At 73.0% G+C, this 25,865-nt stretch carries 16 protein-coding genes; 12 read left to right on the top strand and 4 right to left on the bottom strand.

The genetic code is table 11. From position 1 onward, the window contains the following. Positions 1–10: 10 nt before the first annotated feature. The 3 genes from IAG42_RS13935 to IAG42_RS13925 all read left to right on the top strand — a co-directional run bounded on the left by IAG42_RS13935 (position 11) and on the right by IAG42_RS13925 (position 3,481). Entirely contained in the window at positions 11–598 is a 588-nt protein-coding gene (locus IAG42_RS13935) for a sigma-70 family RNA polymerase sigma factor (protein WP_188337338.1), read from the top strand. A 150-nt stretch (positions 599–748) separates the two neighbouring features. Next, complete coding sequence (gene guaB, locus IAG42_RS13930; RefSeq protein ID WP_188337337.1) at positions 749–2,254, top strand: IMP dehydrogenase; 1,506 nt, start codon at positions 749–751, stop codon at positions 2,252–2,254. 102 nt (positions 2,255–2,356) lie between these two features. Continuing rightward, positions 2,357–3,481 (top strand): GuaB3 family IMP dehydrogenase-related protein, encoded by a 1,125-nt coding sequence (locus IAG42_RS13925; protein WP_188337336.1) that lies wholly within the window; start codon positions 2,357–2,359, stop codon positions 3,479–3,481. Between the two features lie 75 nt (positions 3,482–3,556). Here the strand turns inward: IAG42_RS13925 and IAG42_RS13920 are convergent, their stop codons facing one another. Continuing rightward, entirely contained in the window at positions 3,557–4,138 is a 582-nt protein-coding gene (locus IAG42_RS13920; protein ID WP_188337335.1) for a hypothetical protein, read from the bottom strand. A 61-nt stretch (positions 4,139–4,199) separates the two neighbouring features. Continuing rightward, positions 4,200–5,453: a nucleotide sugar dehydrogenase gene (locus tag IAG42_RS13915; RefSeq protein WP_188337334.1), complete on the bottom strand. Its 1,254-nt coding sequence runs from the start codon at positions 5,451–5,453 to the stop codon at positions 4,200–4,202. 353 nt (positions 5,454–5,806) lie between these two features. Between IAG42_RS13915 and IAG42_RS13910 the strand changes: the two genes are divergently transcribed. After that, positions 5,807–7,513: a glycerol-3-phosphate dehydrogenase/oxidase gene (locus tag IAG42_RS13910; protein WP_188337333.1), complete on the top strand. Its 1,707-nt coding sequence runs from the start codon at positions 5,807–5,809 to the stop codon at positions 7,511–7,513. A gap of 224 nt (positions 7,514–7,737) precedes the next feature. On the opposite strand, the gene IAG42_RS13905 is transcribed toward IAG42_RS13910, so the two are convergent. Beyond that, positions 7,738–8,667, bottom strand: a complete 930-nt coding sequence (locus tag IAG42_RS13905; RefSeq protein WP_188337332.1) for a calcium-binding protein — start codon at positions 8,665–8,667, stop codon at positions 7,738–7,740. A gap of 979 nt (positions 8,668–9,646) precedes the next feature. On the opposite strand from IAG42_RS13905, the gene IAG42_RS13900 reads away from it, so the two are divergent. The 8 genes from IAG42_RS13900 to IAG42_RS13865 all read left to right on the top strand — a co-directional run bounded on the left by IAG42_RS13900 (position 9,647) and on the right by IAG42_RS13865 (position 24,689). After that, positions 9,647–11,551 carry a serine/threonine-protein kinase gene (locus IAG42_RS13900; protein ID WP_223206398.1) on the top strand — a complete coding sequence of 635 codons (1,905 nt, stop codon included), beginning with the start codon at positions 9,647–9,649 and terminating at the stop codon, positions 11,549–11,551. 94 nt (positions 11,552–11,645) lie between these two features. Next, entirely contained in the window at positions 11,646–13,952 is a 2,307-nt protein-coding gene (locus IAG42_RS13895) for a protein kinase (RefSeq protein ID WP_188337330.1), read from the top strand. Positions 13,953–14,087: 135 nt separating this feature from the next. Beyond that, entirely contained in the window at positions 14,088–15,698 is a 1,611-nt protein-coding gene (locus IAG42_RS13890; protein ID WP_188341375.1) for a serine/threonine-protein kinase, read from the top strand. Positions 15,699–15,768: 70 nt separating this feature from the next. Continuing rightward, a complete protein-coding gene (locus IAG42_RS13885; protein WP_188337329.1) occupies positions 15,769–17,382 on the top strand; it encodes a serine/threonine-protein kinase in 1,614 nt (537 codons plus the stop codon). Between the two features lie 80 nt (positions 17,383–17,462). Further along, positions 17,463–19,220: a serine/threonine-protein kinase gene (locus IAG42_RS13880; RefSeq protein WP_188337328.1), complete on the top strand. Its 1,758-nt coding sequence runs from the start codon at positions 17,463–17,465 to the stop codon at positions 19,218–19,220. A 1-nt stretch (position 19,221) separates the two neighbouring features. Continuing rightward, complete coding sequence (locus IAG42_RS13875; protein WP_223205996.1) at positions 19,222–20,874, top strand: serine/threonine-protein kinase; 1,653 nt, start codon at positions 19,222–19,224, stop codon at positions 20,872–20,874. Positions 20,875–21,020: 146 nt separating this feature from the next. Then, the gene (locus IAG42_RS13870; RefSeq protein WP_188337327.1) at positions 21,021–22,637 is read left to right on the top strand and encodes a succinic semialdehyde dehydrogenase; all 1,617 of its coding nucleotides are present in this window, start codon (positions 21,021–21,023) and stop codon (positions 22,635–22,637) included. Positions 22,638–22,898: 261 nt separating this feature from the next. Next, entirely contained in the window at positions 22,899–24,689 is a 1,791-nt protein-coding gene (locus tag IAG42_RS13865; protein ID WP_188337326.1) for a GMC oxidoreductase, read from the top strand. Between the two features lie 81 nt (positions 24,690–24,770). On the opposite strand, the gene IAG42_RS13860 is transcribed toward IAG42_RS13865, so the two are convergent. Continuing rightward, positions 24,771–25,862: a hypothetical protein gene (locus IAG42_RS13860; RefSeq protein ID WP_188337325.1), complete on the bottom strand. Its 1,092-nt coding sequence runs from the start codon at positions 25,860–25,862 to the stop codon at positions 24,771–24,773. Positions 25,863–25,865 lie beyond the last annotated feature (3 nt).

Below are 25,865 nucleotides of genomic sequence, written 5' to 3'. Positions count from 1 at the left end.
CCATGGATCGATGCGCGACGACGAGACAGTGACCCCTCAGGGGGGCATCGGCACACTCGTCGGCCGCGCCGTCGACGGCGACGAGCAGGCCACGCACGATCTGCTCGCGCACGTCCATCCCCTGGCCATCCGCTACTGCCGCACGCGGCTGTCGCGGCTCCCGGGGGACGCGCGGCACTTCGTGGAGGACCTGGCGCAGGAAGTCTGCGTCGCGGTGCTCCTCGCCCTGCCGCGCTACAAGGACACCGGCCGGCCCTTCGAGGCCTTCGTCTTCGCCATCGCCGCGCACAAGGTCGCCGACCTGCAGCGCGCGGCCATGCGCGGGCCCGGGTCCACGGCCGTGCCCTCCGACGAGATGCCCGAGCGGCCCGACGACTCGCTCGGCCCGGAGGAGCGCGCGCTGCTCAGCAGTGACGCCGCATGGGCGAAGAAACTGCTCGCCAACCTTCCGGAGAACCAGCGGGAGCTGCTCCTGCTGCGCATCGCCGTCGGGCTCACCGCGGAGGAGACCGGGCAGATGTTGGGCATGTCACCCGGCGCCGTCCGGGTCGCCCAGCACCGCGCGCTCAGCCGCCTGCGGGCCCTGGCGGAGCAGTGATCCGGCCGTAGCGGCCAGGTGGCGCACGACCTCCGTGGCAGACGTGTGAACGTACAAAGTCTGCCGATGATCTTGCTCGTGGAATGAGACGGGTCCTGTTCCCGTTAGCATGGACATCCGCACCGATCAAGGCCATTTGGGGAAGGTGTCATGACTGCAAACGTCGACGGAGTGCCCGCTAAATTCGCGACACTCGGGCTGACCTACGACGACGTGCTGCTGCTGCCGGGCTCGTCGGACATGGCGCCCGACGACATCGACACTTCCTCGCACGTGTCCAAGAACGTCAAGGTGAACATCCCGCTGCTGTCCGCGGCGATGGACAAGGTCACCGAGTCCCGCATGGCGATCGCCATGGCGCGACAGGGCGGCGTCGGCGTACTGCACCGCAACCTGTCCATCCAGGACCAGGCGAACCAGGTGGACCTGGTCAAGCGCTCCGAGTCCGGCATGGTCACCGACCCGATCACGGTGCACCCGGACGCGACGCTCGCCGAGGCCGACGCGATCTGTGCCAAGTTCCGGATCTCCGGCGTCCCCGTGACCGACCCGGCGGGCAAGCTGCTCGGCATCGTCACCAACCGCGACATGGCCTTCGAGTCCGACCGCACCCGTCAGGTGCGCGAGGTCATGACGCCGATGCCGCTCGTGACCGGCAAGGTCGGCATCTCCGGCGTCGACGCCATGGAGCTGCTGCGCCGCCACAAGATCGAGAAGCTTCCGCTGGTCGACGAGGCGGGTGTCCTCAAGGGCCTCATCACCGTCAAGGACTTCGTCAAGGCGGAGAAGTACCCGAACGCCGCGAAGGACTCCGAGGGCCGGCTGCTCGTCGGTGCGGCCGTGGGTGTCGCCGGTGACTCCTTCGAGCGCGCCCAGGCCCTGATCGAGGCGGGCGTCGACTTCATCGTCGTCGACACCGCGCACGGCCACTCGCGCCTCGTCGGCGACATGGTCGCCAAGATCAAGTCCAACCACGCGGGCGTCGACGTCATCGGTGGCAACATCGCGACGCGTGACGGCGCGCAGGCGCTCATCGACGCCGGTGTGGACGGCATCAAGGTCGGTGTCGGCCCGGGCTCCATCTGCACCACCCGTGTGGTCGCCGGCATCGGCGTCCCGCAGGTCACCGCGATCTACGAGGCCTCGCTCGCCGCGAAGGCGGCCGGCGTCCCGGTCATCGGCGACGGCGGCCTGCAGTACTCCGGTGACATCGCCAAGGCGCTCGTCGCCGGCGCCGACACCGTGATGCTCGGCTCGCTGCTCGCGGGCTGCGAGGAGTCGCCGGGCGAGCTGCTCTTCATCAACGGCAAGCAGTTCAAGTCGTACCGCGGCATGGGTTCGCTGGGCGCCATGCAGACGCGCGGCGAGCGCAAGTCGTTCTCCAAGGACCGCTACTTCCAGGAGGGCGTCGCCTCCGACGAGCAGCTGATCCCCGAGGGCATCGAGGGCCAGGTGCCCTACCGCGGCCCGCTGGCCTCGGTCGTGCACCAGCTCACCGGCGGACTGCGTCAGTCGATGTTCTACGTCGGCGGCCGCACCGTCCCGGACCTGCAGGCCAACGGCAAGTTCGTCCGCATCACGTCGGCGGGTCTCAAGGAGAGCCACCCGCACGACATCCAGATGACGGTCGAGGCGCCGAACTACAGCCGCAAGTAGCCGTACGCCCATGAGGGGCGGTCCCGGACACTCCGGGGCCGCCCCTCACGCGCGTGTCGGGGATACTGGTACGCGCAGACCAAGAGGGAAAGGCCCCACAACGTGACTGAGATCGAGATCGGGCGCGGCAAGCGCGGCCGCCGCGCGTACGCCTTCGACGACATCGCCGTCGTGCCGAGCCGGCGCACCCGCGACCCGAAGGAGGTCTCGATCGCCTGGCAGATCGACGCCTACCGCTTCGAGCTGCCGTTCCTCGCGGCGCCCATGGACTCCGTCGTCTCGCCCGCCACCGCCATCCGCATCGGCGAGCTCGGCGGCCTCGGCGTGCTGAACCTCGAGGGTCTGTGGACCCGGTACGAGGACCCGCAGCCGCTGCTCGACGAGATCACGGAGCTGGACCCGGAGACCGCCACGCGCCGCCTCCAGGAGATCTACTCGGCACCGATCCAGGCCGACCTGATCAAGCAGCGCATCAAGGAGGTGCGCGACTCCGGTGTCGTCACCGCCGCCGCGCTCTCCCCGCAGCGCACCGCCGAGTTCTCCAAGGCCGTGGTGGACGCGGGCGTCGACCTGTTCATCATCCGCGGCACGACGGTCTCGGCCGAGCACGTCTCCGGTGCCGCCGAGCCGCTGAACCTGAAGCAGTTCATCTACGAGCTGGACGTGCCGGTCATCGTCGGCGGCTGCGCCACGTACACGGCCGCGCTGCACCTGATGCGGACCGGCGCGGCCGGTGTCCTCGTCGGCTTCGGCGGCGGCGCCGCGCACACCACGCGCAACGTGCTGGGCATCCAGGTCCCGATGGCCACCGCGGTGGCCGACGTCGCCGCCGCGCGCCGCGACTACATGGACGAGTCCGGCGGCCGCTACGTGCACGTCATCGCCGACGGCGGCGTGGGCTGGTCCGGCGACCTGCCCAAGGCCATCGCCTGCGGCGCCGACGCCGTGATGATGGGCTCGCCGCTCGCCCGCGCGACGGACGCGCCGGGCCGCGGTCACCACTGGGGCATGGAGGCCGTCCACGAGGACGTGCCGCGCGGCAAGAAGGTCGACCTCGGCACGGTCGGCACCACGGAGGAGGTCCTCACGGGCCCGTCGCACACCCCCGACGGCTCGATGAACTTCTTCGGCGCCCTCAAGCGCGCGATGGCCACGACCGGCTACAGCGAACTCAAGGAGTTCCAGCGCGTCGAGGTCACGGTGGCGGACTCCCAGCACCGCCGCTGACGCTGTGCCGTAGCAGGACATGAGTGGGGCCCCGCCATCAGGCGGGGCCCCACTCGTATGTGGCGTGTGCGCTGCTTACAGCGCGGCCTTCTTCGAGCTGCCGAACGCCGCGATCGCGCCGACCGCCATGAAGACGTAGGTCAGGGCGTCGGCCTCCGACTTCCAGGCCTCGTTGATGAGGTCGAAGTGGTCGAACAGGGCCTCGAAGAAGCCGATGTTCGCGTAGTCGGCGAACATCATCGCGTACCCGGAGATCTGGCCCAGGTACACGCCGGCCAGGGCGATCACGGCGCAGACGAAGGGCAGCGCCTGGTTGCGGCCGCCGATCTTGCCCGCGGCGAAGCCGACGACGGCGCCGACGGCCACGGCCGCGTAGCCGATCTCGTGCTCGGTGGCCTTCACGATGGCGCCGTAGATCCCGGCGAGCACCAGCGCGACGACGACGGCGACGAGGATCGCCAGGCCGGCGTTCCCGCTGCGGCCGGCCGGCGGGGGCGGGAAGCCCATCGGGGGCTGGCCGCCCTGCTGCTGGGGGAACGGGGCGTAGGGCTGGCCCGGGGCGGGCGGCTGCTGCTGCGGGTAGCCGTAGCCGGGCTGGGGCGGCTGCTGCTGGCCGTAGGGGTTGTTGTTGTCCTGTGGCGGTGGCGGCTGGGTCATGCGGTCCCCCATGAGAGTGAAGGCTGGCACGAGTGTGCGCAGCGGGGCCGCACAGTAGCAGTCAGAGACGGTGTGCCGCCCCCGCCGGAGTGACGCCCCTGGTGTCCAGGAGGAGCTGGGCCTTCACCGCGAGGCCCTGGAGGTCGTACGTGCGGTGCGGCTGGAGCAGGATCGTCAGGTCGGCGTCGGCGGCCGCCTCGTAGAGGGAGTCGGCGCGGGGGACCGGGCGGGCCAGCACGTTCCAGGACGGGACGTACGGGTCGTGGTAGCTGACGGACGCGCCGAACTGCATGAGGCGGGTGGCGATCTCCTCGGCCGGGGTGGCCTGCTGGTCGGCGAGGTCGGGCTTGTAGGTGACGCCGAGGAGAAGGACGCGGGCGCCGCGGGCCGACTTGCCGTGCTCGTTGAGGAGGGCGGCGGCGCGCTGGACGACGTAGGACGGCATGTGGTCGTTGACCTGGCGGGCCAGTTCGACCATGCGCAGCGGGCGGGTGGGCAGATGAGGGGACGTCAGGTCCTGGGGGAGGGCATGGCCGCCGACGCCGGGGCCGGGGCGGAAGGCCTGGAAGCCGAAGGGCTTGGTCTCGGCGCAGCGGATGACGTCCCACAGGTCGACGCCCAGGTCGTGGCAGAGCACGGCCATCTCGTTGACCAGCGCGATGTTGACGTGCCGGTAGTTGGTCTCCAGGAGGTGGACGGTCTCGGCCTCGCGGGGGCCGCGGGCGCGCACGACCTTGTCGGTGAGGCGGCTGTAGAAGGCGGCGGCGGACTCGGTGCAGGCGGGGGTGAGGCCGCCGATCACCTTGGGCGTCGCGGTGTACGGGTGCGAACGGCTGCCCGGATCGACGCGGCCCGGGGCGTGCGCGAGGTGGAAGTCGCGGCCGGCGCGCAGCCCGGAGCCCTCTTCGAGGACGGGCAGGAGCAGGGTCTCCGTGGTGCCGGGCGGGACGGGCGACTCGACGACGACCGTGGTGTGCGGGCGCAGGTGCGCGGCGAGGGTGCGGGTCGCGTCGAGGACCTGGGTCAGGCTGGGGGTGCCGTCGGGGCCCGGTGGGGTCGGGGCGCAGATCACGGCGGTGCGGACGCGGGCCAGTTCGGCCGGGTTGGTGGTGGGGCGGAAGCCGGTGGCGAGCATGCGGCGGATGTCGGCGGCGGTCAGGGCCGTGCCGTCGCTGTCGCACGGGAGCCGGCCGGCGGCCAGGTCGCGGGCGCGGTCCTGGTCGTGGCCGACGGTCGCGATGCCGGCGGTGACGGCGGCCTGGGCGAGGGGCAGGCCGAGGTGGCCGAGGCCGATGACGGCGAGATCTGCGGGCATGGCGGTTGCCGTCCTTCCCGGGAGACGGACCGGCTGCTAGCCGGAGCGGGACGAGGGCGCAAGCCCTGTGGACAGTTCGGGCGAGCGCACAGTCAGACTAGGAGTAAATATGACCGTTATGCCGCATTGCGCGATCATGGCCTGTCGCATGTCGCCGCATGTCGCCGCACGGGGCGCGTGTGGGTGAAGCGCGGCCTGAAGCGGTCGGGGTTGTCCACAGGCGGCGGGACAGTGGTGGCCGGATCGGGGCAGCCGGGACAGAATCGGGAGCATGCCGCACCGGGGGTGACACGGGCCGGCTCGGGTACATCTGGCGGTGAAGGCGGCGGCCGACGACAGCGGGAGGCAGCAGCATGAAGGCAGCGGCACTGGGACCCGAGCAGCGCGCGGAGGCCCTCGCGGGCATGGCCGAGCGCGAGCTGGACATTCTCGTCGTGGGCGCCGGGGTGGTCGGCGCGGGCACCGCGCTCGACGCGGTCACCCGCGGACTGTCCACCGGACTCGTCGAGGCGCGCGACTGGGCGTCCGGCACGTCCAGCCGCTCCAGCAAGCTGATCCACGGCGGGCTCAGGTATCTGGAGATGCTGGACTTCGCGCTCGTGCGGGAGGCGCTGAAGGAGCGCGGACTGCTGCTCGAACGGCTCGCGCCGCACCTCGTCAAGCCGGTGCCGTTCCTGTACCCGCTCCAGCACAAGGGCTGGGAGCGGCTCTACGCGGGCTCGGGCGTCGCGCTCTACGACGCCATGTCCATGGCCCGCGGCCACGGGCGCGGGCTGCCGATGCACCGCCACCTCAGCCGCAAGCACGCGCTGCGCGTGGCGCCCTGCCTCAAGAAGGACGCGCTCGTGGGCGCGCTCCAGTACTACGACGCCCAGATGGACGACGCCCGTTACGTCGCCACGCTGGTGCGCACCGCCGCCATGTACGGCGCCAAGGTCGCCAACCGGGCCCGGGTCACCGGGTTCCTGCGGGAGGGCGAGCGGGTCGTCGGGGCGCGGGTGCGGGACGGGGAGGGCGGCGGCGAGTACGAGATCCGGGCCCGGCAGGTGGTCAACGCGACGGGTGTGTGGACCGACGACACACAGGCGATGGTCGGCGAGCGCGGCCAGTTCCACGTGCGTGCCTCCAAGGGCATCCACCTCGTCGTCCCCAAGGACCGCATCAACTCGACGACGGGACTCATTCTCCGTACGGAGAAGAGCGTGCTGTTCGTCATTCCGTGGGGGCGGCACTGGATCATCGGCACGACCGACACGGACTGGGACCTCGACAAGGCGCACCCGGCGGCCTCGAGTGCCGACATCGACTATCTGCTGGAGCACGTGAACTCGGTGCTCGGCGTGCCGCTCACACGGGACGACGTCGAAGGGGTCTACGCGGGCCTGCGGCCGCTGCTGGCCGGGGAGTCCGACGCCACGAGCAAGCTGTCGCGCGAGCACACCGTGGCCCACCCGGTGCCCGGGCTGGTCGTCGTGGCGGGAGGCAAGTACACGACGTACCGGGTCATGGCGAAGGACGCCGTCGACGAGGCGGTGCACGGGCTCGACCAGCGGGTCGCCGAGTGCGTCACGGAGGACGTTCCGCTGGCGGGCGCGGAGGGGTACCGGGCGTTGTGGAACGCGCGGGCGCGGATCGCTTCGCAGACCGGGCTCCACGTGGTGCGGGTCGAGCATCTGCTCAACCGGTACGGGGCGCTGGCCGAGGAGGTCCTCGCGCTCATCACCGAGGACCCCGGGCTCGGGGCGCCGCTCGGTGGCGCCGAGGACTATCTGCGGGCCGAGGTGGTGTACGCGGCCTCGCACGAGGGCGCCCGGCACCTCGACGACGTACTGACCCGGCGCACGCGCATCTCCATCGAGACGTTCGACCGCGGGACGCGGTGCGCGCGGGAGGCGGCGGAGCTCATGGCGCCGGTGCTCGGCTGGGACAAGGGCCAGGTCGAGCGGGAGGTCGAGCACTACGAGAAGCGGGTCGAGGCCGAGCGGGAGTCCCAGCTCCAGCCGGACGACCTGACGGCGGACGCGGCACGCCTGGGGGCACCGGACATCGCGGCGCCCTGAGGAGGGGCGCGGGAGGTGGCACGGCGGGGGCGGTACGGCGCTCCGGGCGGCGCCTGGATGCCGCGCGAGCACCCGGGCGGCCTGGATGCCGCCCGGCCGCCCGGGCGCCCCGGCGCTTCGCCCCGCCGGAATCCCATCCCCTGGCCGGATCACGCGGGTCGCCGGCTCGGGGACGGTCGGTCGTCCTGATGCCGCGGCTGTGCTGATCCGCGGGGGCGCCGGGGTCAGCGCACGTCGACGCAGTCACCGGTCGCGGTGACCGGCGGGGTGGTGGAGGTGCCCTCGAACTTGTAGCGGTAGCAGCGGTCGGTGGTGGCGGTGCGGGTCTGCTTCTCGACGCCCGCCAGGCTGCCGGTGCCGGTGATGTGGCTGCTGGTGGTGGCGTACGAGCCGGTCAGCGAGCGCTCCTGGAGGCGGACGGTCTGCTGGGTGTAGCCCGCGTACGCGTGGGTGTCCCAGTTGGCGCGCTCCAGCTTGCCGGTGATCGTGATGGTCCTGCCCTTGGCGACGGGCTCGGGGGCCGCGTTGTTGCTCAGGCGGGACCAGCGCTTGAGGTACCAGGTCTTGGCGTTGTCGGTGTCCACGTCGGTGGTCGCGTCGGTGATCGCCCAGAGGCGGAGCTTCCAGGCTCCGGCGTCCTCGTTCGTCAGCGTGCTCCGGGGGTCGATCTTGAAGGTGGCCGTGCAGTTGTAGGTGGCGTCGCCGGCCGGGACGCAGGGGTCGGTGCCCGCGTCGAACTGCTCGGAGGTGATGAACTGCTTCAGCCCGCTGTCGCGGTCGGTGCCGCGCCACAGCGACGCGTGGCTGCCGTAGAGCTTCGACCCGCCGCTGATCGCCCACTTCACGGTGATGGTCTGAGTGTTCGTCGTCCCGACGCGGGCGCTGTCGCCGCCGTCGACGGTGATGCCGGAGACAACGGTGACGTCGGCGGTGCTGTCGGCCAGGGACCTGGCCTTGGGCGCGGCGGCCTTCGCCGCCGAGGCGTCGGCTGCCGCGGCCTCGCTCCGCTCCAGCGCCTCGGCCGCGCCGGTCCCGCCCGCCGTCGCGGACGGGGTGACGAGCAGGCCGACGGCGAGCCCGGAGGCGGCCAGCACGCTGACGCCCAGGGTCACTTTCTTGCCGGACGTCAACTTGCTGCGGGAATGCTGGGACATGAGGTGGCTCCGTTGTCGATCGTCGGCGGGCGCATGCGCATGCGGATGCGGATGCGGATGCGGATGCGGGGCGAGGGGCGGGCGGCCCCGCGTCACGTACGGCCACGGCGGCCGCACACTCTTGATCGACGACGAGGCGGAAGGGTTGTACGCGCACGACAGTTGAGGTGTGTCAGCTGCGTCACCCGGCCGGTTTCGTGTCGTGCGGGGTTCGGCCACGGGTGTGGTGTCCCAGGTGCGAGGGCGCGCCCGGGTGGGCGGCCGATGGCGAAGAGGCCGGGCGGGTCTGCGCCGACGGCGGGTCGGCGCCGGGCCGGGTATCCCCGGCGGCGCGGCCGGTGAGCGGGACGAGGGCCGGGGCGGCGTGGGGAATTCGGCTTGGGGATCGCCGAGTTCGGGGCTTCCCGAGGCTCAAGACGGGGGTTGATGGAGGGGGCCGGGAGCGGGAGAGTGGGGGGTCGGCGTAGGGGTGGAACCGGCCGGACCGCTCTTCATCGGGCGCAACCGGACGTTCCTGACAGCCGCGCGCCGGGGGCCACCCTGGGCGCCGGACGGTCCCCGCGTGAGGGACAATGAAGGCTCTGTCAGGGCGGGTTGCAGAGGGGACGCAGTGTCGGAGGCGGAGCGGGCGGACGAGGCCCGTCAGGACAACAGCACGCGTCGGGACTCTCAGGACGCCCGGCCCCCCAAGCATGCCCCGGCCCCCGAGGACGCCAAGCCAGGCCAGGACGCCGAGCCAGGCCAGGACGCGAAGCCGTCCCAGGACCCCAGGCGCGGTCAGGACGCGAAGCCCGGCCAGGACGCGGAGGCGGCTCCGGACCCCAGGCGCGGCCATGACGCGAAGGCAAGCCAGGATGTGAAGGCAGGCCAGGACTCCAAGGGTGGTCCGGACGCGAAGGCAGGTCAGAGCTCGAAGACCGGCCAGGGCTCGAAGACCGGCCAGGGCTCCAAGGCCGGCAAGGGTGAGGACCCCCGGCGGGTGGACGACGCGGCGTCGAAGGCCGAAGGGCGGCTGCTGTCCGGGCGGTACCGGCTCGGTGAGGTGCTGGGCCGGGGCGGCATGGGCACCGTGTGGCGGGCGAAGGACGAGACCCTCGGCCGTACCGTCGCCGTCAAGGAGCTGCGCTTCCCGTCGGCGATCGACGAGGAGGAGAAGCGCCGCCTGATCACCCGGACCCTGCGCGAGGCCAAGGCCATCGCCCGGATCCGCAACAACGGCGCGGTGACGGTCTTCGACGTCGTCGACGAGGACGACCGCCCCTGGATCGTCATGGAGCTCATCGAGGGCAAGTCCCTCGCCGAGGCCGTCCGCGAGGACGGACTGCTCGAACCCCGCCGCGCCGCGGAGGTCGGCCTCGCCATCCTCGACGTGCTGCGCGCCGCGCACCGCGAGGGCATCCTGCACCGCGACGTGAAGCCGTCCAACGTGCTGATCGCCGAGGACGGCCGCGTCGTCCTCACCGACTTCGGCATCGCCCAGGTGGAGGGCGACCCGTCCATCACCTCCACCGGCATGCTCGTCGGCGCCCCCTCCTACATCTCGCCCGAGCGCGCCCGCGGCCACAAGCCCGGCCCCGCCGCCGACCTGTGGTCCCTCGGCGGCCTGCTCTACGCGTCCGTCGAGGGCATCCCCCCGTACGACAAGGGGTCGGCGATCGCCACGCTGACCGCCGTGATGACCGAGCCCGTCGACCCGCCGCAGAACGCGGGACCGCTGGAGCCGGTCATCTACGGGCTGCTCGCCAAGGACCCGGACCAGCGGCTCGACGACGCCGGCGCCCGCGCGCTGCTCAACGAGGTGCTGCACGCCCCGGAGCCGAAGCCCGTCCCCGAGCCGGAGCCGGCCGAGGCCACCAAGGTCGTCCCGCTGCCGCCCGTCCCGCCGCCGCTGAAGAAGCGTCCCGCCAAGTCGGGTTCGGCCGCTGCCGCCGCCGCGGCGGCCGGGGTCGCCGCCAAGGGCGAGGAGGCCGCCGAGCGGCTGCGCGGCGCGCTGAAGTCGGTCCGCAACGCCGCGGCCGCGTCCCGCGCCAAGGAAGGCGCGGCCACCACGACCGTCACGGGCAGCCCGGAGCAGCCCGCGACGCCGCCGCGCACCCCCGCCAAGGCGTCGATCACCGACGTCGTGCCGCGCCGCACCCTGGTGATCGCCGCGGTCGTCGCGGCCGTCCTCGTGCTCGGCAGCATCCTGGCGCTGTCCCTCAAGGGCGGCGACGACCCCGGTACCAAGGGCGGCGGCACGGCCGCGTCCGCCGGTGCCACCGGCGGCGACGACGCCAAGGGACAGGACTCGGGCAAGGGCACGGGGGACAAGGGCAAGGGCGCCGACGACCACGCCCAGGGCTCCGGCGACAGCACCGCCGAGCCGACCGACGAGCCCGGCGACGACGCCTCCGGTGACGGTTCGGGTCAGGGTGCCTCGCCCGGCAGCGACACCGACGGCTCGAACGGCAGCACCGCCGAGCAGATCTACCGGCACCCGCAGGGCTTCTCCATCGGTCTGCCCAAGGGCTGGAAGTACGCGTCGACGAGCGCGGCCGGCGCCCGCTTCAACGGCCCGAAGGGGCAGAAGCTGCTCGTCGGCTGGACCAGCACGCCCAAGGACGACCCGGTCAGCGACTGGCGCAACCAGGAGAACTACATGCGCCGTTCCCAGTACGACCGGATAAGGATAGGGGCCGTCGAGTACCGCGGCTGGAACACGGCGGACTGGGAGTTCACCTACGTCGACGGCGGCACCAAGTACCGCACGATCGACCGCGGTTTCGTGGTGAACGGCTCGCAGGGCTACGCGCTGATGTACACCGCGAAGGACGCCGACTGGGACGGCGCGCTGCGCAAGTCCACGTGGCGGACGTTCACACAGACGTTCAAGCCCAAGTCCTGAGCCGGGGACCCGTTCTGCACGTATCGTGAGTGCTTGCGGACCGTGTGCGAACGGATGTGACGCCCGGTGACCACCGGGCGAGGCAGGGGGCGTTGTGGAGGAGTACGCGGGGCGAGTGCTCGCCGACCGTTACCGCCTGCCCCTGCGCGCCTTCGACGACGACGGGTTCGGCGACGCCGCGGTGTACGCGCCGCACGACGCGACCCGCGCCTTCGACACGTACAGCGGGCAGGAGGTGCTCGTCCGGCAGGTGCCGCTGCCGGAGGTCGTCGAGGCGGAGGTGCTGGACGCGGACGGGCTGCCGGACGGGTTCCGGCCCGGTGCGCCGGTCCGGGCGTCCGCCGAGCCGTCCGTGGCCCGGGCCATCGAGGCGGCGCAGGCCGCCGCGCAGATCCCCGACCATCCGAGGCTCGACCAGGTCTTCGACGTGTTCGCCGAGGGCAGTTCGCTGTGGATCGTCAGCGAGGCCGTCGCCGCCCGGCCGCTCGCGGCGCTGCTCGACGCGGGGCCGCTGAGCCCGTACCGGGCCGCCGAGGTCGCCTCCGACGTGCTCACCGCGCTGCGGGCCCTGCACGCCCACGGCTGGGTCCACCGGAACGTGACGGCGCGGACCGTGATGATCTGCGACGACGGACGCGTCCTGCTCACCGGGCTGGCCGCGGGCGCCGCGGAAGAGGCCCTGTGCGGGTACGACCCGCGGCCCGAAACGGCCCTGGACGACGAGGAGTCGGAGCCGGAGCCCGAGCCGTCGGCCGTGGCGCCGCCGTCGGCCGAGCCCGACGCGGGGGACTACCGGGCCGCGCGGGCCGGGGCCATCGCCGCGTACCGGGCCGGTGCGCGCGCCGCCGCGTCCGGCGGGCGGATCGACGATCCGTACGGGGTGCGGGAAGGATGGCACGGGGCGGCTCCCCGGGCCGGTGTGGCCGGCGTGGCCGGTGTGCCGGTGCAGCCCGCCCGTTGGAACGAGCTGATACCCCGTGACGGAGCGGCGGACGAGGAGCTCCGCCCCGAGCCCCGCGCATCGAGCCCCGCGGAGGCCGAGAACGGGAGCCCCGTGCTGGGCGCCGTCGCCGCCGAGCGCGCCCGCCAGGTCCGGATGACCGTCGTCGGACCCGTCACCGAGCGCTGGGCCCCCGAACAGGCCCACCCCGTGCAGGACAGCTGGCAGTTGGCCGCCCCCGTAGGCCCCGCCACCGATCTGTGGGCCCTCGGCGCCCTCCTGTTCCGCGCCGTGCAGGGGCACGCCCCGTATCCGGAGGAGTCGACGCCCGAGCTGGTGCAGATGGTGTGCGCCGAGCCGCCCGCGTTCGCCGAGGAGTGCGGGCCGCTGCGGCCGGTCGTCGAGTCCCTGCTGCGTCAGGACCCCACCGAGCGGCTCGACATCGAGGAACTGCGCGGCTGGCTGCGGTCGTTGGTGCGCTCCGCGCCGGAGCCGGAGGCGGGGACGAACGTCGTGCCCGCGCCCGCCTTCGACGCCGCCCGGCTCCCCGTCGTGCGCCGCAGGGGCGAACTCGTCCGCAGGCGGCGCCGGTCCAAGGCCGGTGCCGCGCACCCGCACGCCCGGCACAAGCGCGCCCCGCGCGAGCGCGAGCGCGAACCTCAGCCGCCGCGCCGGTCCCCGCAGCCGCGCAGAGCCCCGCGGCCACGGCAGGGCGGCGGCGAGCGGCGGCCCGCCTCGCTGGGGCGCTGGCTGCTCGTGCTGATCCTGCTCGGCCTGGTCGGGGCCGTCGCGTACGCGATGGTGTTCATGCCGGAGGCGGGCTCCAGCGCGGGCCCGCCGCGCGAGCAGGCGGGGGTCGTCGGGGGCGCCCCCGACAAGAACGGGGACACCGACCCGAAGGCCGATCCGTCCGGGCCGGCCAAGACGCCCAAGGGGCAGAAGCCGAAGGGCAAGTCGCCGTCGAAGAAGGAGACGTCCGACCCGTCGAGCACCGAGCCGCAGTCGGACGTCGCGGCCGGATTCAGCCTGCGCAAGGACCCGGAAGGCTTCCAGGTCGCCGTGGCCAAGGGCTGGCAGCGCCAGGCGAAGAACGGGCGGGGCCAGATCCTGTACACGCACGGGAACTTCGCGCTGCTCGTCGTCCCGGGCCGCGACAGCACCGCCACGTACGGGACCGACCCGATGAAGTACCAGCGCGAGGACGAGCGGGAGCTGCAGCCGTTCCGCGACTCGACCTGGGCCACGTCCAGCGGCATGAAGACCATCGAGGTCGGCGGACGGACCATGGCCGAGGGGCAGTTCACCTGGCAGGAGTCCGGCGGCGAGGTCTTCGTACGCAACGTCGTGATGGTGATCGGCGGAAAGTTCCACATCGTGCAGGTCCGCGGCCCCGAGGCCGAGCGCGACGAGGTGTCCCGGCTGTTCGAGCAGGCCTCCGCCACCTACCGGTACGGGGGTTGAGGCCGGCCGGCCGAAAGGTGGCCGGATCCGTGCGTGCGTCACAGTGACGTATCCATGGCACCCCGGCTGTTCCTCGGGGGCCGCCCGCTCCCTAGTGTGACCCTGTCAAGACCATTGCGGGGGAACGTGAATCAGATGCAGGGCGAGCTCCTCGCCGGGCGCTACCGGCTCGGCGAATCGATCGGGCGCGGCGGCATGGGACGCGTGTGGCGCGCGCACGACGAGGTGCTGCACCGCGTCGTCGCCGTCAAGGAGCTGACCGCCGCCACGTACGTGTCCGAGGCCGACCGGGCCGTGCTGCTGACGCGGACCCAGACCGAGGCGCGGGCCGCGGCGCGGATCAACCATCCGGCCGTCGTCACCGTCCACGACGTCCTGGAGCACGACGACCGGCCGTGGATCGTCATGGAGCTGGTCGAGGGTCCCTCGCTCGCCGACGCCGTCAAGGAGCACGGCCGCATCGTCCCGGCCGAGGCCGCGCGGATCGGCCTGTGGACGCTGCGGGCCCTGCGCGCCGCGCACACCGCGGGTGTCCTGCACCGCGACGTGAAGCCGGGCAACGTGCTGCTCGCCCGCGACGGCCGGGTCAAGCTCACCGACTTCGGCATCGCCCAGGTCGAGGGCGACTCGACCATCACGCGGACCGGCGAGATCGTCGGCTCCGTCGACTATCTGGCGCCCGAGCGGGTCAGTGGCGCCGAGCCCGGTCCCGCCTCCGACCTGTGGGCGCTCGGCGCGACGCTCTACACGGCCGTCGAGGGCCGCTCCCCGTTCCGCCGCACCTCCCCGCTGAGCACGATGCAGGCCGTCATCGAGGAGGAGCCCGAGATCCCCGCGCACGCCGGGGCGATCGGGCCGGTGATCAGCGCGCTGCTGCGCAAGGACCCGGCCGCGCGCCCGGACGCCGACACGACGGAGGCGATGCTCGCGGAGGCCGCCGAGGGCCGCAGGCCGAGCGCGGCCCAGGCGTACGTGCCGACGCAGGTGCACCGCACGGGGCAGACCCGGGCGCACCACGAGGCCCCGCCCCCGCCGCCCGGCGGCACCGCCGTCCTGGCCGAGCAGCCCGTGCCGCAGCCCGCCCCGCACCCCGCGCCCCGGCCCCGCCGGCTGCCCAGGGTGCTGGCCGCCGTCGTCGCCGCGCTGCTCGTCGGGGGCGGCGGCGCGTACGGCGGCATGTACTACCTGGAGCACCGCGACGACGACTCCACGTCCCGGCAGGACGCGGGCGGGAGCACCGGCGGCACCGGCGAGAGCCCGTCGAAGTCGGCCAAGCCGGTGTCCGGCGCGATCCCCGACAACTGGGAACGGGTCCACGACGTGGAGGGATTCAGCCTGATGCTGCCGAAGGGCTGGACCCGCCAGCAGAACGGCACGCAGATCGACTACACGCCGGACGGCGGCCAGCGGTTCGTCCGCATCGCCGTCGACAAGAACTCCCAGTGGCCGGACTCCTACCAGCACCAGCTGGACCTGGAGAAGGGCGTGAGCCCCAAACTGCCGCAGTACCAGCGGGTGACGCTGCAGTCGAACATGTACCGGGACCGGCAGGGCTCCCTGTGGGAGTTCACGTGGACGGCGGGGGACAAGGACACGACGTCCGGCCCCCGGCACGCCATCGAGCAGACGTACCGGACCGCGGACGGCACCGAGTACGCCATCTACCTGTCGGTGCCCGAGGAGAACTGGCCGGAGGCGCGCACCCAGTTCGACGCGATCCTGCGGGGCTGGCAGCCGGACGCGTAGGCCGTGTCTTCACACGTGTGACCGGAACGGCACCCGTGCACGTCTGTGACGGTGCGGCATGATGGGACGCATGGGGACCGAGGGGGACAACGTCCGTGTCGTGGGCGGACGTTACCGGCTGGAGGCCAGGATCGGGCGCGGCGGCATGGGCGTCGTCTGGCAGGCCGACGACACGCTGCTCGGACGGCGGGTGGCCGTCAAGGAGCTCGCCGTCGACGAGACCCTCTCCGAGGCCGAGGCGGCGCAGCAGCGCGAGCGCATGCTGCGCGAGGCCCGCGCCGTCGCCCAGCTGAGACACCCGCACGTGATCGTCGTGCACGACGTCGTGGTGCACGAGGGACGCCCGTACATAGTGATGGAGCTGGTCGAGGGCTGTTCGCTCGCGGACCGGATCGCCCGGGACGGGCCGCTCGACGCCCCCGAGGCGGCCCGCGTCGGGCTCGCGCTGCTCGGCGCGCTGCGCGTCGCGCACGCCGCGGGCGTCCTGCACCGCGACCTCAAGCCCGCCAACGTCCTGCTCGAACCGGCGACCGGCCGCGTCGTCCTCACCGACTTCGGCATCGCCCAGGTCGAGGGCGCCACGACGCTCACCGAGACCGGCGGCTTCGTCGGCTCGCCCGAGTACACGGCGCCGGAGCGGATGGCGGGGGAGCGGGCCGGGGCCGGCGCCGACCTGTGGTCGCTCGGCGCGCTGCTGTGCACGGCGCTCAGCGGCGAGTCCCCGTTCCGCCGCGACTCCCTCGGCGGAATCCTGCACGCGGTCGTCTACGAGGAGATCCGCCCGCCCGCGCAGGCCGCTCCGCTGCTCCCGGTGATCCGGGGCCTGCTGGAGCGCGAGCCCGCGCAGCGGATCGGCCTCGACGAGGCGGAGCGGCTGCTGCGCGCGTACGTGGACACGGGCGCGACCCCGCGCGCGGTGGGGCAGGGCCGTGCCGCGTACTCGCCGACCCGGCGCGACGTGCCGACGGTGACCGGACGGCAGGAGGGGCGGCGCGGCCCGGCGCCGCGGCTCGTCCTGGTGGCGGCGGCGCTCGTCGCGGCGCTGGCCGGGGCCGGGATCGTGACCGGGGTGTACCTGGCGGGGAACCGGGAGGACCCGGCGCCGCCGGGCGGTCCCGCGGGCGCGACCACGGGTGCCGGCAGCACGGCCTCGGCCGGTGTCTCGCCGAGCGGGGCGCCGACGGTCACGGTCACCGCGCGGCCGACCCGCACGCAGCGTCCGGGGACCGCCGCCCCGGCCGGGTACCGGGTGGTGACGGACGAGCAGGGGTTCCGGCTCGCCGTGCCGAAGGGGTACACGCGCTCCGTCGACGGACCGCGGGTGTTCTACAAGTCGCCGGGCGGGACCTTCCGCATCGGCATCAAGGTGACCGAGCCGGTGCCGGCCGGCGGGCCCGGCGGCGTCCAGCGGCGCTCGGCCGCGGCGGGCCCGAAGAACAATCCGGGCTACCGCGACGGCACGGTCACCGACACCACGCACCGGGGCGGCGCCGCCGCGCTGTGGGAGTTCTCCTGGGACGGCTTCAGCGTGACCGAGGGCGCCCGGCACACCGTCGACCTGTGCTGGCAGCAGGCGGGGCGGCTGTACGACGTGTGGGTGTCGGGGCCGGTCGGACGGCGTGCGGAGGCGCGCGGGCACTTCGACGTCGCCGTCGACACCTTCGCGCCTTCTGTCACGGATTGACCCGTTCCGCTGCTGCAGCGCGGTCACAATGCCATGACCTGAGTGGAACCGGGGCGCCCCCGCACGGTACTCATGGACGCATGAGTGACAACGGGGGAGCCGCATACGGCCCGAACGATCCCACCAGCTTCGGCCTCCAGCCGCCGCAGCAGCCGTACGCCGCCGCGCACCAGGGCACCCCGTACGGGGCGGGTGACCAGAACCCGTACGCCCAGCCCACGCAGGCCACCCCGTACCCGCACCAGCCGCAGGCCCCGCAGCACCCGCAGTCCCAGCCCGAGCGGCACCAGCAGGCGCCGCAGGCCCCGCGGCCCACGCAGGTCGTGCCGGACCAGGCCGACCCGGGCGCGGGCCGGCTCGTCGCGGGCCGCTACCGGCTGCTGAGCAAGCTCGGCCACGGCGGCATGGGCACCGTGTGGCGGGCCAAGGACGAGACGGTGGACCGCGAGGTCGCGGTGAAGGAGCCGCGCATCCCGGACCACCTGCCGGCCCAGGAGCGGGCCAACGCCTTCGAGCGCATGCGGCGCGAGGCGCGGGCCGCGGCGCGCCTCGACCACCCCGCGGTCGTGAACGTGCACGACGTCGCCGTCGAGGACGGCCAGCCGTGGATCGTCATGGAGTTCGTGCAGGGCCGCTCGCTCGGCGACGCCCTCAAGGAGGGCACGCTCGGCGCGCGCGAGGCCGCCCGGATCGGCCTGGAGGTGCTCGGCGCCCTGGAGGCCGCGCACGCCGCCGGCATCCTGCACCGCGACGTGAAGCCGGACAACGTGATGCTCGGCCGCCACGACCGCGTGATCCTCACCGACTTCGGCATCGCCCAGATCGAGGGCGAGACCAATCTGACGGACACCGGCGGCTTCGTCGGCTCGCCCGAGTTCATCGCGCCCGAGCGGGTGCTGGGCCAGCGCCCCGGCCCGGCCTCCGACCTGTGGTCGCTCGGCGTCGTCCTCTACGCGGCGACCGAGGGCGTCTCCCCGTTCCGCCGCAACAACACCCCGGCCACCCTGCAGTCCGTCCTGAACGCGACCCCGGCCGCGCCCGCCTCCGCGCAGGGCCCGCTGGCCGAGGCGATCAACGGCCTGCTCCAGAAGGACCCGGCCCGCCGGCCGAACGCGGCGCAGGTCCGCGCCCTCCTGGAGCGCGCCGCCGAACCGCCCGCGCCCCAGCCCACCCAGGTCGTCCAGATCGGCTCGGCGCAGAGCGGTCTGCGTCTGGGCCGCAAGACGCTGCTCGGGATCGGCGCGGGCGTCGTCGTGGCCGCGGTCGCCGCGTATCTGGTCCTCGCGAAGCCGTTCGCGGGCCCGCTGCCGGACGGCTGGAAGAAGCACGACGAGGCGAAGCCGCTGGACGCGACCGTCGCGGTGCCCGCCGACTACATCCGGATCCCGGACGACGACACGGTCGAGATCACCTACAAGGACCCCAGCGGCGCGATCACCGTCATGCTGGCGCGCTGGGACCACGTCGAGGACAAGACCGACATCGCGGGGACGGCCGACGCCGAGGCGTTCAAGGACTCCGACGACATCAAGGACAACTCGTTCAGCGGCGCCGGCGGGCTGATGTCGAGCGACACCAAGCCCACCAGCGAGACCGACTCCAACGTCACGTACAAGGAGAAGGACGCCGCGCTCAACAAGATCACCTACGGCGTCAGCGGCACCGCGCTCGACCTGGACAAGGACGTGCCGCGCGAGGCGCAGGCGTTCTACTACAAGACCTCGGCCGGGGACATGTACCGGCTGTGGATCGACTATCCCGGCAAGGGCGACTTCACCGAGCGCGGCCGGGAGGTCGCCAAGACCGCCATCGCCAACCTCGACATCCACAAGCTCTGAGGTGGCCGCGCAGGGGGAACGGCTGATCGGAGGACGCTACCGGCTGGCCGAGCGCATCGGCTCCGGTGGCATGGGCACCGTGTGGCGCGCGGTCGACGAACGGGTCGGCCGTGACGTCGCCGTCAAGGAGCCGCGGCTGCCGGGCGATCCGGAGCGCGCCTACGCCCGGTTGCAGCGCGAGGCCCGCGCGGCGGCCCGCGTGGAGCACCCGTCGGCGGTCGCCGTGCACGACGTGGTCGTCGAGGACGGGCTGCCGTGGATCGTCATGGAGCTGGTGCGCGGCGAGTCCCTGCACGAGGTGCTCCAGCGCGGTCCGCTGCCGCCCGCCGAGGCGGCGCGGATCGGCCGGGACGTGCTGGGCGCCCTGCGTGCCGCGCACGCCAAGGGGATCGTGCACCGCGACGTGAAGCCGGCGAACGTGCTGCTCGGCCCGCACGGCCGGGTCGTGCTCACCGACTTCGGCATCGCGCACGTGCAGGGCGAGGAGTCGCTCACGATGAGCGGCGAGTTCGTCGGCTCGCTGGAGTTCATCGCGCCCGAGCGGATGTCCGGCGACGGCGCGGGCCCGTCCAGCGACCTGTGGGCGCTGGGTGTGCTGCTGTACACGGCGGTGGAGGGCTGGTCCCCGTTCCGCCGCACGACGCTGGAGTCGACGCTCGCCGCGATCCTCTCCTTCGCCCCGCCGCCGCCCGAACGGGCCGGTGTGCTGGGCCCGTTGATCGACCGCCTGCTCGCCAAGGAACCGGCGGACCGGCCCGACGCGGCGACGGTCGCGGCGGGGCTCGCGGCCGCCGCCGACGGACGACCGCTGCCTCAGCCGTTCGACGCGCCGGTGGCCCAGGACCCGGCGGCGCTGCGGGAGTTGGGCGACGACGTCGGCACCGTACGGCTGAAGGCGCCCACGCGGACCCCGGCGCGACCGTCCCCGGTGAAGCCGGCCCAGGAGACGCCCGCGACGCCCGCCCAGGCGACACCCGCGACGAAGCGTCCGCGCCGCCGCTCGCCGGTCGCGCTGATCGTCGCCGCGCTCCTGGGCGCCGTCCTGGTCGGCGGCGGGGTCTGGCTCGGCACCTCGCTCGGCACCTCGGGCGACGACGGCGCGCCCTTCTCCGAGGGGTCCGGCGGGGAGCTGCACGAGGCGTCCCTCATGCCGGAGGAGCCGCGGAACACGACCACGCCGGGCAAGGTGAAGGGCTGGACGGCGCACGAGGAGAGCAGTGTGCGCGCGGTGATCTCCGTGCCGGACGCGCTCACCGACGTCTACCACGACCCGTCCGAGGACGGCGTCCAGTACACCGACCCCAAGAGCGACGTGACGCTGAGCCTGAAGCGCTGGGCGCCGGCCTCCGGGGGCTCGACGGCGTACGCCTGGGCCACCAGCGTCGGCGACTCGTACGAGGCGAACGGCAACACCGACATCAGCAAGACGGTCACCCGGACCAGCTTCCACGGCAAGGACGCGGCCCAGCTCGACATCACGTACCGCAGCGCCGCCGACAGCGGCCTCACGCGCGAGATGCGGCTCTACGTCGTCGACGACACGGGCCGCTACGACCTCGGGGTGAGCATGCCGAAGGGCGTGAGGACGTACGAGAAACAGGGCACCGACACCTTCAAGGGGGCCCGGGACAGGCTCGAACTCGAAAAGAGTTGACCGGTCCCGCGCGGGCGGTGGCGGCACCGGCAAAGCCACTGATCAGCGGCTTTGCTGCCAGCGATCACTGGCGTGGTGTGTGGAGGCGGTGAAAGCCGATTACCGGTGGGTACACAAAGTGTCGGCTTCCGCATACCCTCCCCCTCATGACGGAGTCGCAGGCCACGCAGGAGAAGACCGGAACCAACCCGACAGCGGCCGCCCCCGAGGGTGCGCGCACCGCTGCCGACGTGGTCACGCCCGAGCTGATCGCCCAGCTCACCCGAGGCGTGGTCGGCTCGGGGCGGACCGCGAACCACACGCCGTTCACCGGCGAGAAGCTCGCGGACCTGCCGGAGTCGACGCCCGAGGACGTGGCCACCGCCTTCGAGCGGGCCCGCGCCGCCCAGGAGGTCTGGGCGAAGACGCCGGTGCGCAAGCGCGCCGCCGTGCTGCTGCGCTTCCACGACCTGGTGCTCGCCCGCCAGGCCGAGGTCCTGGACCTCATCCAGCTGGAGACCGGCAAGGCCCGTCTGCACGCGCACGAAGAGGTCCAGGCCGTCGCCGTCGCCTCCCGCCACTACGGCAGGAAGGCCCCCGCCTACCTCAAGCCCCGGCGGCACACCGGCGCGGTCCCGACCCTCACCAAGGTGACCGAGCTGCGCCAGCCGCGCGGCGTCGTCGGCCAGATCGCCCCCTGGAACTACCCGCTGGAGCTGTCGGTCGGCGACGCGCTCCCCGCGTTCGTCGCGGGCAACGCGGTCGTCATGAAGCCCGACACCGAGACCTGCCTGACCGCCCTGTGGGCCCGCGACCTGCTCGTCGAGGCCGGGCTGCCCGCCGAGGTCTTCCAGGTCGTGCTCGGTGAAGGCCCGGTCGTGGGGCCCGAGTTGGTCAAGCACGCCGACTACGTCTCCTTCACCGGCTCCACCCGCACCGGCCGCGAGGTCGCGCAGGGCGCCGCCGCCCGCCTCGTCGGCGTCTCCCTCGAACTCGGCGGCAAGAACGCCATGCTGGTCCTCAAGGACGCCGACGTGGAGAAGGCCGCCGCCGGCGCCGTCCGCGCCTGCTTCTCGTCCGCGGGCCAACTCTGCATCTCCATCGAGCGGTTGTACGTCCACGAGTCGATCGCCGACGCCTTCCTGGAGCGCTTCGCCGCCCGGACGAAGGCCATGCGGCTCGGCACCTCCCTCGCGTACGGGGCCGACATGGGCTCCCTCGTCGGCGAGCGCCAGCTCACCACCGTGACCCGGCACGTCGAGGAGGCCGTCGCCAAGGGCGCCACGCTCGTCGCCGGCGGCGTCGCCCGCCCCGACATCGGCCCCTACTTCTTCGAGCCGACCATCCTCGACGGGGTCGAGGCCCCGATGTCCGTGTGCACCGAGGAGACCTTCGGCCCGGTCGTCTCGATCTACCGCTTCACGGACGAGGACGAGGTCATCGCACAGGCAAACGCCACGCCGTACGGCCTCAACTCCTCGGTCTGGACGAAGGACGCCCGGCGCGGCCACGAGGTCGCCGCCCGCCTGCGCACCGGCACCGTGAACATCAACGAGGGCTACGCCCCCGCGTACGGCAGCGTCCAGTCGCCCATGGGCGGCATGAAGCAGTCGGGCCTCGGCCGCCGCCACGGCTCCGAGGGCATCCTCAAGTACACCGAGGCCCAGACGGTCGCCCACCAGCGGGTGATGCCGATGGCCCCGTCCTTCGGCATGGACGACGCGGCCTACGCCAAGTTCATGACCACCAGCCTGAGCCTGATGAAGAAGCTCCGCCTCAAGTAGCCGCTTCCGTCTGCGGCCCGGTGGGGCTTCTCGCGCCCACGCGGCGGAGCCGCAAATCGACACAGCCCCGCGCCCCTGAAATGCAGACGCTTCGCGTCGCATTTCCCCGATGGGGCAACGCCCCGATGGAGATCGCGCACGAAGTGCGCATCTCCAGGGGCGCGGGGAACTGCGCGACCAGCCCCCACCGGGCTGCACCCGGCAACGAGACATCCCCCGCCACGGCGAGAAGCCGAAGACCCGCACAAGGGAGACGCCCCCATGGCCCAGGCCGAGCAAGACCCCGGGTACGACTACGACGTCCTGGTCATCGGATCCGGCTTCGGCGGAGCCGTCACCGCCCTGCGCCTCACCGAGAAGGGCTATCGGGTCGGCGTCCTGGAGGCGGGCCGCCGCTTCGCCCCCGGCACCCTCCCCAAGAACTCCTGGGACCTCAAGAACTTCCTCTGGGCGCCGAAGCTCGGCATGTACGGCCTCCAGCGCATCCACCTGCTCGGCAACGTGATGGTGCTGGCCGGCGCCGGCGTCGGCGGCGGCTCCCTCAACTACGCCAACACCCTCTACGTGCCCCCGAAGCCCTTCTTCGAGGACCCGCAGTGGAAGGACATCACGGACTGGCAGGACGAGCTCGGCCCGTACTACGACCAGGCCAAGCGCATGCTGGGCGTACGCCTCAACCCGACGATGACCCCCGCCGACGTGCACCTGAAGGCGGCGGCCCAGTCCATGGGCATCGGCGACACCTTCCACATGGCCCCGGTCGGCGTGTTCTTCGGCGACGGCGAGGACGCGGACGGCACCAGCAAGGCGAAGCCGGGCACCCAGGTGCCGGACCCGTACTTCGGCGGCGCGGGCCCGGCCCGCAAGGCGTGCACCGAGTGCGGCGAGTGCATGACCGGCTGCCGGCACGGCGCGAAGAACACCCTGAACGAGAACTACCTGTACCTGGCCGAGAAGGCGGGCGCCTGCGTGCACCCGATGACCACGGTCGTCTCGGTCACGGACGACTCGCGGTGCGGCTACGCGGTCGCCACCCTGCCGACCGACGACAAGAAGAAGTCGGCGGGCCGCGTCTTCCGCGCCCCCAAGGTCGTCGTCGCGGCCGGCACCTACGGCACGCAGACCCTGCTGCACCGCATGAAGTCCGGCGGCCAACTCCCGTACATCTCCGCGAAGCTGGGGCATCTCACCCGCACCAACTCGGAGGCCCTGGTCGGCGCCCAGACCACCGACCGGCGCTACCGCAAGCGGCACGGCGCCGCGAAGGCCGACTTCACCAAGGGCGTCGCCATCACGTCCTCGATCCACCCGGACGAGAACACCCACATCGAACCGGTCCGCTACGGCAAGGGATCCAACGCGATGGGCGGCCTGACGGTCCTGCAGGTGCCCTACGCGGAGGGCTCGTCCCGCGTCGCCGGCTGGCTGGCGAACGTGGTCAAGCACCCGGCCCTGCTGGCCCGCTCGCTCTCCAACCACCGCTGGTCGGAGAAGACCATCATCGGGCTCGTCATGCAGTCCCTGGACAACTCGCTGACGACGTACCTGAAGCCGGGCGGCGTCGGCAAGGGCCTGCTCACCGCCGAGCAGGGCCACGGCGCGCCCAACCCGAAGCAGATCAAGGCCGCCACGGACGGCGCGTCCGCGATCGCCGCCGAGATCAACGGCTTCGCCGGGTCGAACGTCGGCGAACTCATGGGCACTCCGCTGACCGCCCACTTCCTCGGCGGCTGCCCCATCGGCGACAGCGCCGAGACCGGCGTCATCGACCCGTACCACCGGCTCTACGGGCACCCGGGGATCTCGGTGGTGGACGGCGCCGCCGTCTCCGCGAACCTCGGCGTCAACCCGTCCCTGACCATCACGGCGCAGGCCGAGCGGGCCATGTCGTACTGGCCGAACAAGGGCGAGGAGGACCCGCGCCCGGAGGTCGGCGCCGCGTACGTGCGGCTCGCGCCGGTCGAGCCGAAGAACCCGGCGGTCCCGGCGGACGCGTTCGGCGCCCTGAAGCTCCCGTTCCTCGGCATGCCGGCGGTCCCGCCCAAGAAGTGACCGCACCTGATCCGGACGAGAAAGGACCCGCACCCCCCTCCGAGTGCGGGTCCTTCCTCGCTAGCGCGTCATGCTGCGCGCTCAGCCCTCGGCGCCCACCTTGCGGCGACGCACGGAGTAGACGACGCCGGCACCGGCGACGACGGCGATGCCGCCGATCATGCCGACGGTCGGCAGCATGGAGCTGGAACCGGTCTCGGCCAGCGACCCGTCGATCGGGGTGCTGCTCGCCTGCGGGGCGGGCGTGTTCGACGGACGCGGCTTGACCGGCTTGCCGGGCTTGCCCTTGGCGGGCGGCACCTCGCCCGGCTTCGTGCCGGCGGCCAGGATCTCGAACTCGTAGAGCGCGGTGTCGGCGTCGTTGAACGAGCAGACGCCGTCGCTGTCCACGCTCATGCCGAGCGTGACGGCGGCACCCCAGCCGGCCGGCGCCTTGGCGTCGACCTGGACGCGCAGCGCGAAGTCGGCGTGCTCACCCGGGGAGAGCGGACCGGACTCCTGGAACGGCAGCATGGTCTCCGCGCCGATCGTGACGTCGTGCCAGCCGTCGGCCCCGCGCCACTGCACGGTCAGGTGGTCGGTGGCGTCCGAGAACTCGTCGTCGTCCGCGACGGCGGCGACGTACAGCGACGCGTACATCTTGTCGAAGTCACGCTCGGACTTGTTGGCCACGCGGTACGTGAAGTCGTGCCAGCCGGAACCGGCGACGATCTTCGACGGCAGACCGCGCAGCTCGGCGACGGTGCCCTTGTCGTCCTCGTCGGCGATGTCGTCGCAGGACTCCAGCGGGTCGGTGGTCTCCGACGGGCTGGGGCTGGTGGTCGAGGGGGTCTCCGTGGCCGGGGTCTCCGTGGCCGGGGTCTCCGTGCCCGGGGTGACCGGCTTCGTGGTGTCCTCGGTGCCGGCCTCGGCGCCGGAACCGTCCTCCGTGCCGGAGCCGTCCTCGGCGCCCGCGCCGGCGGCGTCGGTGGCCGGGCCGTCGGCCGGGGTCGACTCCGCCTCCGACGGAGTGGTCGGCGCCGGGGACTCGGTCGAGTCGGCCGCCGGCGACTCGGCGCCGGCGGTGGTGACGGGAGCCGGGTCGTCCGCGAACGCGGCCGGGGCGGACAGGAGCGCGATCGGGGCGATGGCGGCCGTCGCGGCCGCCGTCACGAGTGCGCGGCGAAGCTTCATTCA

This window comes from Streptomyces xanthii (assembly GCF_014621695.1).
GTDB classification, from domain to species: Bacteria; Actinomycetota; Actinomycetes; order Streptomycetales; family Streptomycetaceae; genus Streptomyces; species Streptomyces xanthii.
This window is presented reverse-complemented; position numbering and strand designations above follow the sequence as displayed.

What these genes read in the sequence shown, in the direction of transcription:
- IAG42_RS13860 (WP_188337325.1), bottom strand. Translation starts at nt 25,862, where the DNA reads ATGAAGCTTCGCCGCGCACTCGTGACGGCGGCCGCGACGGCCGCCATC.
- IAG42_RS13885 (WP_188337329.1), top strand. Translation starts at nt 15,769, where the DNA reads ATGGGGACCGAGGGGGACAACGTCCGTGTCGTGGGCGGACGTTACCGG.
- IAG42_RS13920 (WP_188337335.1), bottom strand. Translation starts at nt 4,138, where the DNA reads ATGACCCAGCCGCCACCGCCACAGGACAACAACAACCCCTACGGCCAG.
- guaB (WP_188337337.1), top strand. Translation starts at nt 749, where the DNA reads ATGACTGCAAACGTCGACGGAGTGCCCGCTAAATTCGCGACACTCGGG.
- IAG42_RS13905 (WP_188337332.1), bottom strand. Translation starts at nt 8,667, where the DNA reads ATGTCCCAGCATTCCCGCAGCAAGTTGACGTCCGGCAAGAAAGTGACC.
- IAG42_RS13890 (WP_188341375.1), top strand. Translation starts at nt 14,088, where the DNA reads ATGCAGGGCGAGCTCCTCGCCGGGCGCTACCGGCTCGGCGAATCGATC.
- IAG42_RS13935 (WP_188337338.1), top strand. Translation starts at nt 11, where the DNA reads ATGCGCGACGACGAGACAGTGACCCCTCAGGGGGGCATCGGCACACTC.
- IAG42_RS13870 (WP_188337327.1), top strand. Translation starts at nt 21,021, where the DNA reads ATGACGGAGTCGCAGGCCACGCAGGAGAAGACCGGAACCAACCCGACA.
- IAG42_RS13910 (WP_188337333.1), top strand. Translation starts at nt 5,807, where the DNA reads ATGAAGGCAGCGGCACTGGGACCCGAGCAGCGCGCGGAGGCCCTCGCG.
- IAG42_RS13865 (WP_188337326.1), top strand. Translation starts at nt 22,899, where the DNA reads ATGGCCCAGGCCGAGCAAGACCCCGGGTACGACTACGACGTCCTGGTC.
- IAG42_RS13915 (WP_188337334.1), bottom strand. Translation starts at nt 5,453, where the DNA reads ATGCCCGCAGATCTCGCCGTCATCGGCCTCGGCCACCTCGGCCTGCCC.
- IAG42_RS13880 (WP_188337328.1), top strand. Translation starts at nt 17,463, where the DNA reads ATGAGTGACAACGGGGGAGCCGCATACGGCCCGAACGATCCCACCAGC.